This window comes from Mesorhizobium sp. 113-3-3, assembly GCF_016756495.1.
GTDB lineage: Bacteria > Pseudomonadota > Alphaproteobacteria > Rhizobiales > Rhizobiaceae > Mesorhizobium.
Genome location: NZ_AP023243.1, coordinates 5988230 through 6003299 on the forward strand (window position 1 = coordinate 5988230; position 15070 = coordinate 6003299).

15 protein-coding genes are annotated in these 15070 nt (G+C 64.6%); 5 read left to right on the plus strand and 10 right to left on the minus strand.

Annotation, left to right across the window (positions count from 1 at the left end; all coding sequences use genetic code 11):
• Window positions 1-7: 7 nt before the first annotated feature.
• Window positions 8-532 (minus strand): hypothetical protein, encoded by a 525-nt coding sequence (locus tag JG746_RS29085; RefSeq protein WP_202355856.1) that lies wholly within the window; start codon window positions 530-532, stop codon window positions 8-10.
• A 99-nt stretch (window positions 533-631) separates the two neighbouring features.
• Between JG746_RS29085 and JG746_RS29090 the strand changes: the two genes are divergently transcribed.
• A complete protein-coding gene (locus tag JG746_RS29090; protein ID WP_202355857.1) occupies window positions 632-1540 on the plus strand; it encodes a LysR family transcriptional regulator in 909 nt (302 codons plus the stop codon).
• A gap of 46 nt (window positions 1541-1586) precedes the next feature.
• On the opposite strand, the gene JG746_RS29095 is transcribed toward JG746_RS29090, so the two are convergent.
• From JG746_RS29095 to hisS, 5 genes are all read right to left on the minus strand, one after another.
• On the minus strand, window positions 1587-2690 hold the full coding sequence (locus JG746_RS29095) for a calcium:proton antiporter (protein ID WP_202355858.1): 1104 nt from the start codon (window positions 2688-2690) through the stop codon (window positions 1587-1589).
• A gap of 67 nt (window positions 2691-2757) precedes the next feature.
• Window positions 2758-4530: an AMP-binding protein gene (locus JG746_RS29100; protein WP_202355859.1), complete on the minus strand. Its 1773-nt coding sequence runs from the start codon at window positions 4528-4530 to the stop codon at window positions 2758-2760.
• Window positions 4531-4722: 192 nt separating this feature from the next.
• Entirely contained in the window at window positions 4723-5424 is a 702-nt protein-coding gene (gene hisG, locus JG746_RS29105) for an ATP phosphoribosyltransferase (protein ID WP_202355860.1), read from the minus strand.
• Entirely contained in the window at window positions 5421-6542 is a 1122-nt protein-coding gene (locus JG746_RS29110) for an ATP phosphoribosyltransferase regulatory subunit (RefSeq protein WP_202355861.1), read from the minus strand. Before JG746_RS29110 ends, hisG begins: the two co-directional genes overlap by 4 nt.
• Window positions 6543-6553: 11 nt before the next feature.
• Window positions 6554-8050, minus strand: coding sequence for a histidine--tRNA ligase (hisS, locus tag JG746_RS29115; protein WP_202355862.1), 1497 nt, complete (start codon window positions 8048-8050; stop codon window positions 6554-6556).
• Window positions 8051-8298: 248 nt separating this feature from the next.
• Here hisS and JG746_RS29120 point away from each other — a divergent pair, with 248 nt between their 5' ends.
• Both JG746_RS29120 and JG746_RS29125 read left to right on the plus strand, forming a co-directional pair.
• Window positions 8299-8550: a hypothetical protein gene (locus JG746_RS29120; protein ID WP_202355863.1), complete on the plus strand. Its 252-nt coding sequence runs from the start codon at window positions 8299-8301 to the stop codon at window positions 8548-8550.
• A gap of 47 nt (window positions 8551-8597) precedes the next feature.
• A complete protein-coding gene (locus JG746_RS29125; RefSeq protein WP_202355864.1) occupies window positions 8598-8987 on the plus strand; it encodes a hypothetical protein in 390 nt (129 codons plus the stop codon).
• A gap of 3 nt (window positions 8988-8990) precedes the next feature.
• On the opposite strand, the gene JG746_RS29130 is transcribed toward JG746_RS29125, so the two are convergent.
• Window positions 8991-9629 carry a DNA-3-methyladenine glycosylase I gene (locus JG746_RS29130; RefSeq protein WP_095786844.1) on the minus strand — a complete coding sequence of 213 codons (639 nt, stop codon included), beginning with the start codon at window positions 9627-9629 and terminating at the stop codon, window positions 8991-8993.
• 215 nt (window positions 9630-9844) lie between these two features.
• On the opposite strand from JG746_RS29130, the gene JG746_RS29135 reads away from it, so the two are divergent.
• Complete coding sequence (locus tag JG746_RS29135) at window positions 9845-10585, plus strand: L,D-transpeptidase (protein WP_202355865.1); 741 nt, start codon at window positions 9845-9847, stop codon at window positions 10583-10585.
• A gap of 265 nt (window positions 10586-10850) precedes the next feature.
• On the plus strand, window positions 10851-11771 hold the full coding sequence (locus JG746_RS29140; protein WP_202355866.1) for a bifunctional 5,10-methylenetetrahydrofolate dehydrogenase/5,10-methenyltetrahydrofolate cyclohydrolase: 921 nt from the start codon (window positions 10851-10853) through the stop codon (window positions 11769-11771).
• Window positions 11772-11953: 182 nt separating this feature from the next.
• On the opposite strand, the gene glcF is transcribed toward JG746_RS29140, so the two are convergent.
• The 3 genes from glcF to JG746_RS29155 are packed head-to-tail and all read right to left on the minus strand — an operon-like array spanning window position 11954 to window position 15069.
• Window positions 11954-13273: a glycolate oxidase subunit GlcF gene (glcF, locus tag JG746_RS29145; RefSeq protein ID WP_202355867.1), complete on the minus strand. Its 1320-nt coding sequence runs from the start codon at window positions 13271-13273 to the stop codon at window positions 11954-11956.
• Between the two features lie 9 nt (window positions 13274-13282).
• On the minus strand, window positions 13283-14488 hold the full coding sequence (locus JG746_RS29150) for an FAD-binding protein (protein WP_202355868.1): 1206 nt from the start codon (window positions 14486-14488) through the stop codon (window positions 13283-13285).
• The gene (locus tag JG746_RS29155; RefSeq protein ID WP_202355869.1) at window positions 14485-15069 is read right to left on the minus strand and encodes an ASCH domain-containing protein; all 585 of its coding nucleotides are present in this window, start codon (window positions 15067-15069) and stop codon (window positions 14485-14487) included. Before JG746_RS29155 ends, JG746_RS29150 begins: the two co-directional genes overlap by 4 nt.
• Between the last annotated feature and the right edge of the window lies 1 nt (window position 15070).

Sequence of the window (15070 nt, forward strand, 5' to 3'; positions counted from 1 at the left end):
CGATGATCTAGGAAGCAGCCGCATCACCTGCCATGGCGCGAGTGGCTTCCTGGTGGGGACGTAGCAGAAAATAGAACGCGGCGACGTGCGTGATCATCAACAGCGGCACGTAGATGACCGGGATGGCGTAGGTGGCGCCAAACAATCCTGCATGGGCAGGAAGGTCGGCCTGGATGGCGTGGTAATAATCGACGATGAGGTCGACCATCCCCACGACATTGAAGGCGACGACGAACGGCCAGAAGAGCTGGCGTATCCGCACCGAGAGCAACGCCAGCATGGCCAGCACCCCGGTTGCGAAGTCGCCATAGGCGGCAAAGGTGGCGAATCTGGCCGGCAGATCGGGGCTGACGACGCCCGGAAGCATGAAGACCAGTCCGAAGAAGCGGAAACTGTGCAGCGTGGCGATAGCGCGTTGCGCCGCCATCCGATCCATCGAGTTGAGCCATGGCAGGCCATACGCGCCGAAGCAGAGCAGCCATGCGATATAGCCTAGAACGAGATGGGTCTGGAACAGTATTTCCGTAGGCATTTTGACCTCCTGTCGGCAGCTGACGCGCGGCCCCTGGCTTCTTCTGATGATCTAGACCCGCTTCCATCGTTCGACTATCCGCTGTAATCACAACAAGCCATGAAGCAGAACTACACAATACGGCACGGGGCGCTGGAGGGCGTCGAGGTGTTCCTGGCTGTCGCCAGGCGCCGCAATTTCCGCCGCGCCGCCGCCGATCTCGGTGTGACGCCGTCGGCCGTGAGCCAGGCGGTGCGCGCGCTGGAAGCCCGCATCGGTGCGGCGCTGTTTGTCCGCACGACGCGCAGCGTCGGTCTGACCGAGGCCGGTCAGCGTTTCCTCGACCGTGCCGGCCCCGCCTTCGAGGAGATCGTCGCGGCCGGCGAGGCCGCGCGGGATGTCGGCCAGCGGCCGACCGGCCTGCTGCGCCTGTCGGTGCCGCGCGCCGTCGTGCCGTTGATCCTCGAGCCGGTGATCGCATCGTTCTGCCAGGCCTATCCCGAAGTCGAACTGGAGATCGCCGCGAGCGACGAGATGGTCGATCTGGCGACCGGCGGCTTCGATGCCGGCATTCGCCTTGGCCAGTTCATCGCAACCGACATGGTGGCGGTGCGGCTGACCCCGTCCTTCTCGTTTGTCGTCGTCGGCAGTCCCGACTATTTCGAGCGCCATGGCCGCCCCGAGCGTGTCGATGATTTGCGTCACCACGCCTGCCTGCGCCTGCGCCGTTCGAACGGCGCGATCGCGCCCTGGACGTTCGTCGACGGCAACGAGGCGATCGAAGCGATGGTCTCAGGTCCGCTGATCGCGCATGACTACCCGACATTGCTCGGGGCAGCGATGCGTGGGATTGGGCTGGCGCAGATCCCTCGACCGGTCGCCGGGGGTCCGATAGGCCAGGGAACACTCGAGCCGGTGCTGGACACCCTCGCCGCGACGACGCCGGGCGTCTTCCTCTATCATCCCGGCAAGCGCCAGATCCTGCCGAAGCTGCGCGCCTTCATCGACCACCTGAAATCCGGGATCTGAGATAGCGAAGGATGCCGGAGCCCGATTGGTCACTTGTACCAGGCTCTCAAGGTATAAATATCAGAAACACATAGGTAAAAAAGACGACAAGATGAACCATTCCGGTCAGAAACGTCGTTCTTTCCGTGCTGAAGCTTACATTGCATATGAAAAGCGCCAGGACCAAAAGGACCGCATCGGCAGCCGGCAGCCCCAGGGTCAGTCCCCTCCCCGTCAGCAGGCTGGCGGCCGCGACTCCCGGTATGGTCAGGCCGATCGTGGCGCAAGCCGACCCCATAGCGACATTCAAGCCGCGCTGCAGCTCGTTGTTGAGTGAAGCGCGCACCGCCGAAATGGCCTCCGGCATCAACACCAGCCCCGCGATCATTGCCCCCACAATGCTGTCAGCCTGGGTAACCTGATAGGCAACGAGCGTATCTTCGACACTTGCCGCGACCTGCTCGGCGAGCATGACAATTCCGATCAGCCCGGCCATCAGCAGCAGAGCGCTGGCGGAGATGTTCTCGTGAGGCGCGGCGCGCACAGAGACGTCGTGTGGCTGCCCCTGGATAAAGTCTTCCCGGTGTCGGACGGTCTGCGCGAACACGAAGCTTGCATAGAGCAGCACTGAGAGGACGCTGACGAAACCAAGTTGGGCCGCCGAAAACGTGCCGGGATCCGTGGCCTGGGTGTAGGTCGGCAGAATAAGCGTCATGACGGTCAGCGCGATCAGAACCGCCAGATAGGCACTGGTCCCTTGCCGCACGATGGCCTGCTTGCGATGACGCCAGCCGCCAAGCGCGAGACACATGCCGACAACGCCGGTGGATGCGATCATCACCGTCGAGAAGACGGACTCCCGCGCCAGCGTCGGGTTGTTCTCTCCATGCAGCATCATGGAAACAATGATCGACACTTCGATTGCCGTGACGGCAAACGTCAGCACCAGCGTGCCGTACGGCTCCCCTACCCGCCGAGCTACCGCCTCGGCGTGGTCTAGCACCACGAAAATGGTGACGAACATGATCGCACACGACAGCGCGCCGACAAGGATCCTGGCGTTCAGCGCACCCTGGTCCACCGACAGCCCGCTGGCTCTGACCGCGACAGCCATCGCCAGCGCGGCGAGGGGCATCGCGTAGGAAATCGCCGATCGTCCGAAACCAGTCATTCAAGCCCCTGTGCGCTTCTGCGACCTTGGCTGCATTCACGCACCGACAGATCGAGGCGCCCACCCCTCACGCCGTCTTCTGCGTCACCAGCCCCAATTCCTCCACCATCGCCTGGCGCATCAGGAACTTCTGCGGCTTGCCGGTCACCGTCATCGGCAATTCGGTGCGGAAGCGTATGTGGCGCGGGATCTTGTAGTGGGCGATCTGGCCGGCGCAGAAGTTCCTGATCTCCTGTTCCGTGGCGATCTGGCCGGGCTTCAGCACGATCCAGGCGCACAGCTCCTCGCCATATTTTGGGTCGGGAATGCCGAACACCTGCACCTCTTTGACCTTGGGATGGCGATAGAGGAACTCCTCGACCTCTCGGGGATAGACGTTCTCGCCGCCGCGGATGACCATGTCCTTGACCCGGCCGACGATGTTGCAATAGCCCTCAGCGTCGATGGTCGCGAGGTCGCCGGTGTGCATCCAGCCGTCGGCGTCGATCGCCTCGCGGGTCTTTTCGGCGTCGTCCCAATAGCCCTTCATCACCGAATAGCCGCGTGTACAGAGTTCGCCCGGCGCGCCGACGGCGACAGTGGCGCCATCGGCATCGATGGCCTTGACCTCGACATGGGGATGGATGCGCCCGACGGTCGAGACGCGCTTTTCCAGCGGGTCGTCGACACCGCTCTGGAAGGACACCGGGCTGGTCTCGGTCATGCCGTAGGCGATGGTCACCTCCGACATATGCATCAGCGACACCACCTTCTTCATCACCTCGATCGGGCATGGCGAGCCGGCCATGATGCCGGTGCGCAGGCTGGAGAGATCGAAGGTCGGGAAATCCGCATGGTCCAGCATGCCGACGAACATGGTCGGCACGCCATAGAGGCCTGTGCAGCGCTCCTGCGCCACGGCCTTCAGAGTCGCGCCGGGGTCGAAGCCCTCGCCCGGAAACACCATGGTCGCGCCCTTGGTGACGCAGCCCATCGTGCCCATCGACATGCCGAAGCAATGATAAAGCGGCACCGGGATGCACAGCCGGTCGTCGACGGTGAGCTTGATCGCCGAGGTGACGAAATTGCCGTTGTTGACGATGTTGTGGTGCGTCAGCGTCGCGCCCTTGGGGGCGCCCGTCGTGCCCGAGGTGAACTGGATGTTGATCGCATCGTTCGGCTTCAGCCCTTCGGAAATGCGGTCGAGGCTGTCATGCTCGTCGCGGCCGGCCATGGCCAGCACATCGGCGAAATTGAACATGCCCGGCGAATTGTCCTCGCCCATGCGGATGACGATTTTCAGCGCCGGCAATTTTTGCGCCTTCAGCTTGCCCGGCGTGGCCTTGGCGATTTCCGGTGCCAGCGTCTCGATCATGCCGAGATAGTCCGAGGTCTTGAAGCTGGCCGCGGTGACCAGCGCCTTGCAGCCGACCTTGTTCAGCGCATATTCGAGTTCGGTCAGCCGGTAGGCCGGGTTGATGTTGACCAGGATCAGGCCGACGCGGGCGGTGGCGAACTGCGTCACCAGCCATTCCCAACGGTTGGGCGACCAGATGCCGACGCGCTCGCCTTTCTCGAGGCCCAACGCCAGGAAGCCGGCGGCGAGCGCATCCACCGTGTCCGACAGCTCGCTCCAAGTGAAGCGCTTGTCCTGGCCGACGAAGACGGCGGCATCCTGCGTGGCGTATCTGCTGGCGGTGTCGGAGAAAAGGGCTGGAATGGTCTTGTCGAGCAGCGGCACCTTGCGCTCGCCCGACACATGCGCCCTGCCGTCGACAGGTGCGATGAAAACGCTGCCGGCGCGCGCGCCGCGGCCGCGCAGATTGGTGGCGTTCTTCAGCTCGTCGAGATTGACCGGCATCGCTGTTTCCTCCCCAGGCGCGCCCGAGTCTATCAGCCCGGCACGGCAGTGGAAATCCTGTCGATGGTCGATCCCTCCCCCTCGAGGGGAGGGTGGACAGCCGCCGAAGGCGGATAGACGGGTGGGGTCTCTCATGCAGTGGTCGACGTGGGGGACGGCCCCACCCGCCTCGCTTCGCGAGGCACCCTCCCCTCAAGTGGGAGGGAGGGCACCCATCTTCGCAGCGATGTCGCGCAAAACCGTTTCATCAGCCACCGAACGCGATTTGCGCGACGCGACCAGACAGGCCTGTGACTTCAACACGACACCGTCGCCCAGCACCTTGAGGTGATTGGCGCGAAGGGTCGAGCCGGTGGTGGTGATGTCGACGATGACGTCGGCCAGCCCGGCCGCCGGCGCGCCTTCGGTGGCGCCCAGGCTTTCGACGATGCGATAGACCTGGATGCCGTGTTTTTGCGAAAAGAACTGCTGCGTCAGCCGCCAGTATTTGGTGGCGATGCGCAGCCGCCTGCCGTGACGCTGGCGGAAATCGGCGGCGACATCGTCGAGATCGGCCATGGTATCGACATCAAGCCAGATTTCGGGCACCGCCACCACGACATCGGCGTGGCCGAAGCCGAGTCGGGCGACGATTTCGGCGCGGGCCTCCCAGTCGGCGAGATTTTCGCGCACCAGATCCTCGCCGGTGATGCCGAGATCGACGGCGCCCTGGCCGATTTCGCCTGCAATCTCGGAAGCCGACAGGAAAGCGACCTCGACATTGTCCAAGCCTTCGACGCGGGCGTGATACTTGCGCTCGTCGCCGGGCAGGCTGATGGCGAGGCCGGCCTTGGCCAGCACGTCCAGCGCCTGTTCCTTGAGCCGGCCCTTCGATGGGATCGCCAGCGTGATCATCGTGCAGTCTCCCGCAGCGCCTCGATGCGGTCGAGCCAGACGGAAAAGCCGACGCCGGGGATCGCCGTCCTGGCGCCAAGCAGCGTCAGCAGCCGGTCATAGCGGCCGCCGCCGGCCAGGGGACGATCGCCGCCTTGCGCCGCGATTTCGAAAACCACGCCGGTGTAATAATCGAGCGGACGGCCGAAGGCGGCGTCGTAGCGGATTTTTTCAGCCGGCAAGCCATGGGCCTCGATCGCCTTGGCACGGGCGGCGAATTTCTCCAGCGCGGCACCCAGCGACAGCCCTGCTCCGGCGGCAAAGCTTTCCAGCGCTCCAGCCGCGCCATCGAGCGGCACGTCGATCGCCAGAAAATTCTTCAGCGCCGCGAAGGCCTCGTTCGACAGCCGCACGCTGCGCAATTCGGCTTTCTCGATCAGCCGCCGTGCAATGTCCGTGGGCGAGCGTCCGGCCGATGCCGAAAGGCCGGCCTGTTCCATGCCGCCGGCGATGTGCGCCGAAAGACCTTCGAGATCACCGTCGAGGACAAGGGCAGCGACTTCGCCGGAAAGCTGGCCGTTGCGCGGCGGGTTGGCGAGATCGGCGAGTGCCGCCTGCAGCATCGGCGCCGATCCGAAGGCACGGGCCAGCCGCATGCGCCAGCCGCGCGGCAGGCCGAGTGCGGCCAGCACCGCTTCGAAGATGCCCTGATCGCCCAGTGTGACCGCCAGTGACCGGCCGGGCAGCACCAGCGCCAGCAGCGCATGCGCGTCGGCCACCGAGCGGGCGTCGGCCTCAGCGGTGTCGCGGTCGCCGAGATCCTCGATGCCGGCCTGGAAAAACTCGTTGCCACCTTCGCGGCGCTGGCGAAACACTTCGCCCAGATAGGAATAGCGGCGCGGCGTGCCGGCCTGCGAGCTTATGTGGTCGAGACAGACCGGAATGGTGAATTCCGGCCGCAGGCACAGTGTCTGCCCGGTCTCGCTCTCGGTGAGGAAGATGCGGCGGCGCAGATCCTCGCCGGCCATGTCGAGGAACGGATCCGCCGGTTGCAATATGGCGACCTCGACCGCGTGCGTGTTGCGCGCCGCGAAGAGCTTTGTGATGTCGGCAGCGATGGCGGGGAAGCGGGAGGTCACTGGCCGCGCTCTTATTTCGCGCGGTCGGCAGCCTGCGCCGCCAGGATCTTCTTCACCTCCGCAACCAATTCACCTTCCGCCACCGTCACCTGCGCCGGGCGCGCGGCGCGCCATTCGGCGTTGTCGGTGATTTCGGCGGACATGCGCGCGCCTTCGATCAGGTCCTTGATCTGCAGCTCGCCCTTGGCGCGCTCGTCGCCGCCCTGGATGATGGCGACTGGGCAACCACGCCGGTCGGCATATTTCAGCTGCGCCTTCATGCCGGCGCCGCCGAGATACATTTCGGAACGGATACCGGCGGCGCGCAATTCGCTCACCATCTTCTGGTAGCGGCCGAGGCTTTCGGTGTCCTTGTCCATGACCAGGACGACGACCGGTGCGATAACATCGGCGCTGTCGAGCTTGCCGAGGTTCTTCAGCGCCGTCATCAGCCGCGACACGCCGATCGAAAAGCCGGTCGCGGGCACCGGCTCGCCGCGGAAGCGCGAAACCAGGCCATCATAGCGGCCACCGCCGCCGACCGAGCCAAAGCGCACGATCTGGCCGTCCTCGTTGGGGATTTCGGCCAACAGCTCGGCCTCGAAGACCGGGCCGGTGTAATATTCCAGCCCGCGCACCACCGAGCGGTCCATCGCGATGCGGTCTTCGCCATACCCCGCCGCCCTGACCAGGGCTTCGATGGTCGCGAGTTCGCCGACGCCCTCCTGATAGGTCGCGTTCGAATTGACCATGGAATCCTGGCCGGCTTGCGCGTTTCTCGCGGTTGCCTGGAGAACTGCCTCGGCTTGCCCGTTGCTCAGCCCGGCACCCTTGGCGAAATCGCCCTCGCCTTCCTTGCCGCCATCCCAGCGCCCCGGGCCGAGCAGAAGCTTCACGCCATCCGGCCCGAGCTTGTCCAGCTTGTCGATGGCGCGCAGCACGGTCAGCCGGCGGCCGGCATTCTCCTCGCCGCCAAGGCCGATCGCCTCGAGCACACCGTCGAGCACCTTGCGGTTGTTGACGCGGATGACGTAGTCGCCGCGCTTGATGCCGAGCGCTTCCATGACATCGGCCATCATCATCGCCATTTCGGCGTCAGCGGCGACGCCCGGCGTGCCGATCGTGTCGGCGTCGAACTGCATGAACTGGCGGAAGCGGCCGGGGCCTGGCTTCTCGTTGCGGAACACCCAGCCGGAGCGGTAGCTGCGGTAGGGTTTTGGCAGGCGCTCGTAATTCTCGGCGACGAAACGCGCCGTCGGCGCGGTCAGGTCGTAGCGCAGCGACAGCCACTGGTCGTCATCGTCCTGAAAGGAGAACACGCCCTCGTTCGGCCGATCCTGGTCGGGCAGGAATTTGCCGAGCGCATCGGTGTATTCGATCAGCGGCTGGTCGGCGGGTTCGAAACCGTAGAGCTCATAGACCGAGCGGATCGTCGCCATCATCTTCTCGACGGCGCGGATGTCCTCGGCGCTGCGGTCGGCAAAACCGCGCGGCAGCCGCGCTTTCGTCTTTTCGGATTTATCGGCCATGAGATGGGCACCCGGTGTTCGTAGCATTGCGTCGACAGGAAATTCCTATTCCGCAGCGCGCGTTTCCTAACCGATGCTGCCGATAGCGGCAAGGGTAGGCACCTCGCATGACGCCCGACGAGGATCGGGAGAAGTCGAACCTCTCTGAAACAGAAACGCACCGAAAATGAAACAGTCCCGCCATGGGCGCGGCATCGTGCCGACACAATCGGAGCCGATATAGCGCAGGACATCAAGGGGTTCGGGACATGACCAGCGCAGTGAAATTCCATGCCAACAGCGACGCCAGCGAATTGCCGGCGCGGCTGCGCCCGGCCGGCACCCATGCGCCGAAAATGATTGGCCAGACTGCCGGGCCGTTCGACGTGCCGGCCGACACCGGCAAGGGGCCCTCGATGCGCGACGCATTGGTGACTGGCCTGCTGGTGATCTATCCGACGGTTGCAACGGTGGTGGCGATCGTTGCCGGGCTGTTCCTGGCCAGCGTCAACGGCACCTGAAACTGCCCGCCTCGCCGGGTACCATATTTCTGATCGGGGGATTGAGCATGCGACTGGGCTACGCATACGCACTTGGCTGCGCATTTTTACTCGCGGTGGCCAACCCGGCCGGTGCCGCTGGCTGCAAGCCCGGCGATGCGGGCCTTGCCGGCCACTATTATCTGCGTGGCGTCATGGAGGTCGGCTCCGAACTGCTGCTCAAGAAGGACGGCAGCTTCGAATTCATGCTCGCCTATGGCGCCAATGACCAATACGGCAAGGGCTGCTGGGTCAAGAAGGGATCGACCGTCGAGGTCATCCCGGCCGGCCGCAGTTCGGCATCGACACATCACACGCCCGACGACAGCGGCTTCAGCGGCCTGGTGCTGACCATTTCCGGCGGCAGCCTGGTGTGGGACATCAATGGTAGCGGGCATAAGGGACGGTTCGAGAGGTGAACCCTACGTCGGCCGTTTGAAGGCCTTGCGTTCCTTCTCGACCTGCTTGCGGCAGACACAGCCTTCGAGATGGTCGTTGACCAGCCCCATGGCCTGCATGAAGGCATAGACCGTGGTCGGCCCGACAAAACTCCAGCCGCGCTTCTTCAGTTCCTTCGAGATCCGCACCGAGACCGCCGTCGTCGGATTGGCGCGCAGATGGGCGAGGTCGACAATTTCAGGCCGCTCCGCCTTGCCGGGTTCGAACTTCCAGAACCAGGCGGCGAGCGAGCCGAACTCGTCGACCATTTCGCGGGCGCGTTTGGCGTTGTTGATGGTCGAGACGATCTTGCCGCGATGGCGGATGATGCCGGCATTGCCGAGCAGGCGCTCGACATCCTTGTCGGTGAAGGCAGCGACCTTGTCGAAATCGAAACCGGCGAAGGCCTCGCGGAAATTCTCGCGCTTGCGCAGGATGGTCAGCCACGACAGGCCCGACTGGAAACCTTCAAGGCAGATCTTTTCGAACAACCTGCGGTCGTCGGCCACCGGCCGGCCCCATTCATGATCATGATAGTGCAGATAGTCGGGCAGGTTGCCGTGCCAGAAGCAGCGGGCGACCCCGTCGGGACCGGCAAGCAGGCCGGTGTTTTCATTGCTCATAGCGAAAAATCCATCCGTTAACGCGCTTTTGCGCTGCCTTTACCGCGGCTTTACCAGATTCCTGAACCCGGCGGTAACCACACCAAAAGGTTTACTGACAGAACCGCATTTTACGCATTCCGATTCATGTTTCGGTTGCTGCTTGCGCGCCAATGATCCGCCGAGCCGGGGAGCGTTTCCACCCGGTTGTATCAGACGATCAAGGTGCGTTCCCGATGAAGAGAGTTTTGTTTTCCGTGCTCGGCGCCGCGGCTCTGTTTGCCGGCGTCACACCCGCGGCCGCTGGCGACCGCTATGCCGACAGGCCGCCGGTGATGGTGAGCCCGGACCTTTCCGCCCCCTGGGTGCTGCAGCTTGGCAATGCGCCCGGCATCGTGCGGCAGAACCGCCAGGCCGTGCAGCAGCCGCGCCTGCGCTATGCGCAACCGGCGCAGCCAGACCGTGTGCAGACGGCGGCCGTGCAGCAGCCGGCAAAGCGCATGGCGATGCGCCCGCAGATCAACCCGATCTACCTGCCGCAGGAAGTCGCCTATGACGGCCCGCAGAAGCCGGGCACCATCGTCATCGATACGACGCAGAATTTCCTCTATCTGGTCGAGAAGAACGGCAAGGCACGGCGCTACGGCGTCGGCACTGGCAAGCCCGGCTTCGAATGGTCGGGCACGCACAAGATCACCAATAAGCGCGAGTGGCCTGACTGGCGCCCGCCGGCGCAGATGATCAAGCGCGAGGCCGCCAAGGGCCGTTATCTGCCGACCTATCTGGCCGGCGGTATCGAGAACCCGCTCGGCGCCCGGGCGCTCTATCTCGGCACGACCGAATATCGCATCCACGGCACCAACCAGCCATGGACGATCGGCGGCGCGGTGTCGTCGGGCTGCATCCGCATGCGCAACGAAGACGTTGTCGACCTCTACGAGCGGGTCAATGTCGGAACCACGGTCGAGGTGATATAATAGCGTCAGCGAATCACTTGGTCAGGAAACACATCGTTTCCTAAAGCCGGAAGGAATAACGGGGGACGGGCCGTATGGGGATGCGGTCGGTCAAGAAGGGCAGCGCGGGAAACCGCGCTGCCCTTCTTTTTTGATCGGCGTCCCGTAGCTGCGACAAAGCCCGCGTCGTTGCGTCGCGCAGAAGGCATGGCGCTTCGCTTTCATGCTGCCATTTTCGACGGTCTTTTGCTATGTCGGCGCCAACGCAAGAAAAGAGCCCATCCCCATGTCCCTGCCCGACGACAGCCGCTATCTGAAGGGCGGCCCGGTTGCCCAGCGCATCATCGCCGCCGTGCGCGAGGATGCGGCGATTGCCAAGGCCGAGGGTTTTCCACCAAAGCTGATCTCGATCACCGTCGGCGATACCGATGCGGTTGACGTTTACGTGCGCAACCAGCGCGCCAAGGCCCAGCTTGCCGGCATCGATTTCGAGGAGCGGCGTTTTCCCGCCACCATCACCTCGGGTGAACTGGAAGCGGCCATCCATGGCCTGAACGCCGATCCGCGCGTCACCGGCATCATCATCCAGCGGCCGGTTCCGGCGCATATTTCGGTCAAGACGCTGCAGGCGGCGGTGCATCCGCTCAAGGATGTCGAGGGGATGCACCCGGCCTCTATCGGCAACATCGTCTACAACCAGCTCGATCTGGCGCCCTGCACGGCGGCCGCCTCCGTCGAATTGCTCAAGGAAACCGGGCTCGACCTCAAGGGACTGGAAGTGGTTGTCGTCGGCCATTCGGAAATCGTCGGCAAGCCGATTGCTTTCCTGTTGATGAGCGAAGGCGCGACGGTGACGGTCTGCCACCACATGACGCGCTCGGTCGCAGCACACGCGCGCCGCGCCGACGCGCTGTTCGTCGCGGTGGGCAAGCCTCGGCTGATCAAAGCCGACATGGTGAAGCCAGGAGCTGCCGTCATCGATATCGGCATCAATTCCGAGATCGGACCCGATGGGACGAGCCGCATCGTCGGCGACGTCGACACCGACAGCGTGAAAGACGTGGCCTCCTGGATCACGCCGGTGCCGGGTGGCGTCGGCCCGATCACCGTGGCGATCCTGCTGCGCAACACGATGGTGGCGCTCAGCCGCCAGCGCGCGCTATACGAAGCGACCTACGGTACGGCGGACCGGCTCGCGGCGGAATAGGACAGGGCGGCGCCAAGCCCCCTCACCCAGCCTCCGCTTCGCTCGGCTGACCTCTCCCCCGAGGGGAGAGGAGATTGTCAACGCCGGCGCGCTTCCTCTTCTCCCCTCGGGGAGAAGGTGGCCGCGCAGCGGCCGGATGAGGGGGACCGCCGCCGATCTCAGGGCGGCAACGCGGACCTTACTCAGCCGCGACCTCTCTCTTCAGGAACACCATCCGGCTTCGGCCCGCCATAGGCCCAGTCCAACAGCTTGATCGTGTGCACCACCGGCAGCTTCGCCGCGGAGGCGATCTGCGTGATGCAGCCGATGTTGCCGGTGGCCACGATCGAAGCGCCAGTGGCCTCGATGTTTTTCACCTTGCGGTCGCGCAGCCTGGCCGAAATCTCGGATTGCAGGATGTTGTAGGTGCCGGCGGAGCCGCAGCACAGATGGCCTTCGCGCGGCTCGCGCACGACGAAGCCGGCCTTGGCCAGCAACTCCTTCGGCTGTCGGATGATCTTCTGGCCGTGCTGCATGGAGCAGGCCGAGTGATAGGCGACGACCGTGCCCGGCTTGCGCATCGGCTCCGGCATATCAAGAGCGGCCAGATATTCTGTGACATCCTTGGCCAGCGCCGAGACGCGCGCGGCCTTGTCGGCATAGGCCGGGTCGAGCCGCAGCATGAAGCCATAGTCCTTGATCGTCGTGCCGCAACCGGACGCGGTAATGATGATGGCGTCGAGCCCGCCCTGGTCGATGGCGCCCGTCCAGGCATCGACATTCTGCCTTGCCGAGGCAAGGGCTGCCTCTTCGCGCCCCATATGATGGACCAGCGCGCCGCAGCAGCCCTCGCCCGGCGGCACCACGACCTCGACGCCGAGGCGTGTCAGCAGTGAAATCGTCGTGTCGTTGATGGCGGGATCGAGCACCGATTGCGCACAGCCGGTGAGGATGGCGACGCGGCCCTTTTTGGCGCCCTGCCCGGCATGAACGCCCGGCAACGCATTCGGCGAGGCTACCGAGATCGAGGCCGGCGCGAGCTTGAGCATGGCGGCGAGCGGTTTCAATGCCGGAACTTTTTCGAACAGGCCGATGAAGGGCTTTCCCAGCTTCGCCAGTTTGAGCGCGGCGCGAAAGCGCTGGGGATAGGGCAGCACGAAGGCCAGCATGGCGCGGGTCAGGCGGTCGAGCAACGGCCGCTTATAGGTCTCCTGGATGTGCGCGCGGGCATGATCGACCAGATGCATGTAGTTCACGCCCGAGGGGCATGTGGTCATGCAGGCAAGGCATGAAAGGCAGCGGTCGATATGGGTGACGATCTCCTTGTCGGCCGGACGGCCGTTCTCCAGCATGTCCTTGATCAGATAAATGCGCCCGCGCGGCGAATCGAGTTCGTTGCCGAGCGTCACATAAGTCGGGCAAGTGGCGGTGCAGAAGCCGCAATGCACGCACTTGCGCAGGATCTTCTCCGACTCCGCGACATGCGGGTCGGCAAGCTGGGCGGATGAGAAATTCGTCTGCATCTTGAAGTCCTAAGCCATACGGCCGGGATTGAGGATGTTCTTCGGGTCGAATTCCCGCTTCAGCCGCTGGCTGAGCGCGGCCAATGCCGGCGGCTGCGGCTCGAAGACAGGCAGGGCGGCGCGATGGGCGGGGGCGGCGCGCACCAGCGTCGCATGGCCGCCGCCATGTTTGCGTAACAGCCCGCGCAGCAGGGCGGCTTCCGGATCGCCCTCTTCCATGCGCAGCCACACCAGCCCGCCCTGCCAGTCGTAGAAGGCGCTGACGGCAGCCTGCATGCGCAAGGTCAGGACCATCTGATGCGCGTGAAAGGGAGCCATCGACACGCGCCAGACCGGTTTCTCGGTGCCGTCGGCGAAAGGCCTGACATCGCGGACATCGCGCCAGATCAGTTGCGAAACCTCGCCGCCAATCTCCTCCAGCGGCCCGGCCTTGCCGAGCAGCATCTTCAACGCGGCGATGCGATAGGCAACGGACGGGCCAAAGCCCTCGACACGCAGCAGCGTGGCGGCATCGCTGCCGAGCGCGCCGCCGGCAACGCGCGCGGCCATGCGTTCCGGCAAATGGGCAGCACTCGACACTTCCGCGCTGGAGCCGAGCGCCAACGCCATGGCGCTTGCCGCGGCATCGTCGAGCAAACCTCGAATGGCGAGCGTCACCTCGGTCTCGGCTGATGGCAGCACCTTGAAGGTCACGTCGGTGAAAACGGCCAATGTGCCCCAGCTGTTGGCCATCAGCTTCGACATGTCGTAGCCGGTGACGTTCTTGACCACGCGGCCGCCCGACTTGAAGGCCTCGCCGCGGCCGGACACGACGTTGATGCCCAGTATATGATCGCGCGCCGCACCCGCCTTCAGCCGGCGCGGACCGGAGAGGTTCGCGGCGAGCACGCCGCCGATCGTGCCTCTGCCGGGCTCGCCGCCAAGCAATAGGCCGTAATCCATCGGCTCGAAGGCCAGTTGCTGGCCGTTGTCCGCCAGCAGCTTCTCGATCTCGGTCAAGGGCGTGCCGGCTTTTGCCGACAGCACCAGTTCCGCAGGTTCGTAGAGGGTGACGCCGGTGAGTTTCGACAGGTCGAGCGTGTGCTCCGTCTGCAGCGGCCGGCCAATGCCGCGCTTGGAGCCGTGACCGAGGATCTCGAGCGGTGTCTCTTCTCCCACCGCCCAGGCGACGGTGGACAGAACCTCGTCTGACGTGGCCGGGGTGAAAGTCGTCAAAGCCTGTGCTCCCTGAGCTTTTCGAGCACGGCTTCGCCCCTCGGCGACAGCCGGTAGCCGACATCGAGGCTCTCGGTCAGGCCGAGTTCCTTGAGCTTGCGGACATCCTGCTTGAACTTCAGCGTTTCGACACCGGCCGCCGCAGCCAGCTCAGCTGCCCGCATTTCCGGATGGGCGCCTATTGCTTGCAGGATCGACGGGAAATAGCCGGGCGCCGCCTTGTCCCAGCGGGCAAAGCGCAGAGTCAGGGCATGCCAATCCGCATCGGAAAGCGAGGCTTCGCCGCGCAAGCCAACCCGTTCGTCGCTTTCGATGCCGTTGAGTTCGATGCGGTAGACCGGGGTGCCGTCATCAGACCCAAGCATTTCCCTCAGGGCTGCGAGTGTCGGAAAGCCGGCCGCGCTCGCGTCCTTTTCGGTCAGTGCGTGCATATCCACGACCGCAATGTGGCCAATCAGCACGACGCCCGACGCCGTCCTCACCCGCCCGCCGGCCTTCACCGTCGGCCGCCTCCAGCGGCGAAAGGCGAGCGTCACTTCGCCCGACGCAATGGCCGCAAGGATCTGGCTCCGGAACAGCATC

Bases quoted from the DNA above. Each gene is read 5' to 3' on its own strand.
- JG746_RS29155 (WP_202355869.1), bottom strand. From the start codon at position 15,069: ATGCTGTTCCGGAGCCAGATCCTTGCGGCCATTGCGTCGGGCGAAGTG.
- JG746_RS29130 (WP_095786844.1), bottom strand. From the start codon at position 9,629: ATGAGCAATGAAAACACCGGCCTGCTTGCCGGTCCCGACGGGGTCGCC.
- glcF (WP_202355867.1), bottom strand. From the start codon at position 13,273: ATGCAGACGAATTTCTCATCCGCCCAGCTTGCCGACCCGCATGTCGCG.
- JG746_RS29095 (WP_202355858.1), bottom strand. From the start codon at position 2,690: ATGACTGGTTTCGGACGATCGGCGATTTCCTACGCGATGCCCCTCGCC.
- JG746_RS29125 (WP_202355864.1), top strand. From the start codon at position 8,598: ATGCGACTGGGCTACGCATACGCACTTGGCTGCGCATTTTTACTCGCG.
- JG746_RS29085 (WP_202355856.1), bottom strand. From the start codon at position 532: ATGCCTACGGAAATACTGTTCCAGACCCATCTCGTTCTAGGCTATATC.
- JG746_RS29140 (WP_202355866.1), top strand. From the start codon at position 10,851: ATGTCCCTGCCCGACGACAGCCGCTATCTGAAGGGCGGCCCGGTTGCC.
- JG746_RS29120 (WP_202355863.1), top strand. From the start codon at position 8,299: ATGACCAGCGCAGTGAAATTCCATGCCAACAGCGACGCCAGCGAATTG.
- hisG (WP_202355860.1), bottom strand. From the start codon at position 5,424: ATGATCACGCTGGCGATCCCATCGAAGGGCCGGCTCAAGGAACAGGCG.
- JG746_RS29090 (WP_202355857.1), top strand. From the start codon at position 632: ATGAAGCAGAACTACACAATACGGCACGGGGCGCTGGAGGGCGTCGAG.
- hisS (WP_202355862.1), bottom strand. From the start codon at position 8,050: ATGGCCGATAAATCCGAAAAGACGAAAGCGCGGCTGCCGCGCGGTTTT.
- JG746_RS29100 (WP_202355859.1), bottom strand. From the start codon at position 4,530: ATGCCGGTCAATCTCGACGAGCTGAAGAACGCCACCAATCTGCGCGGC.
- JG746_RS29135 (WP_202355865.1), top strand. From the start codon at position 9,845: ATGAAGAGAGTTTTGTTTTCCGTGCTCGGCGCCGCGGCTCTGTTTGCC.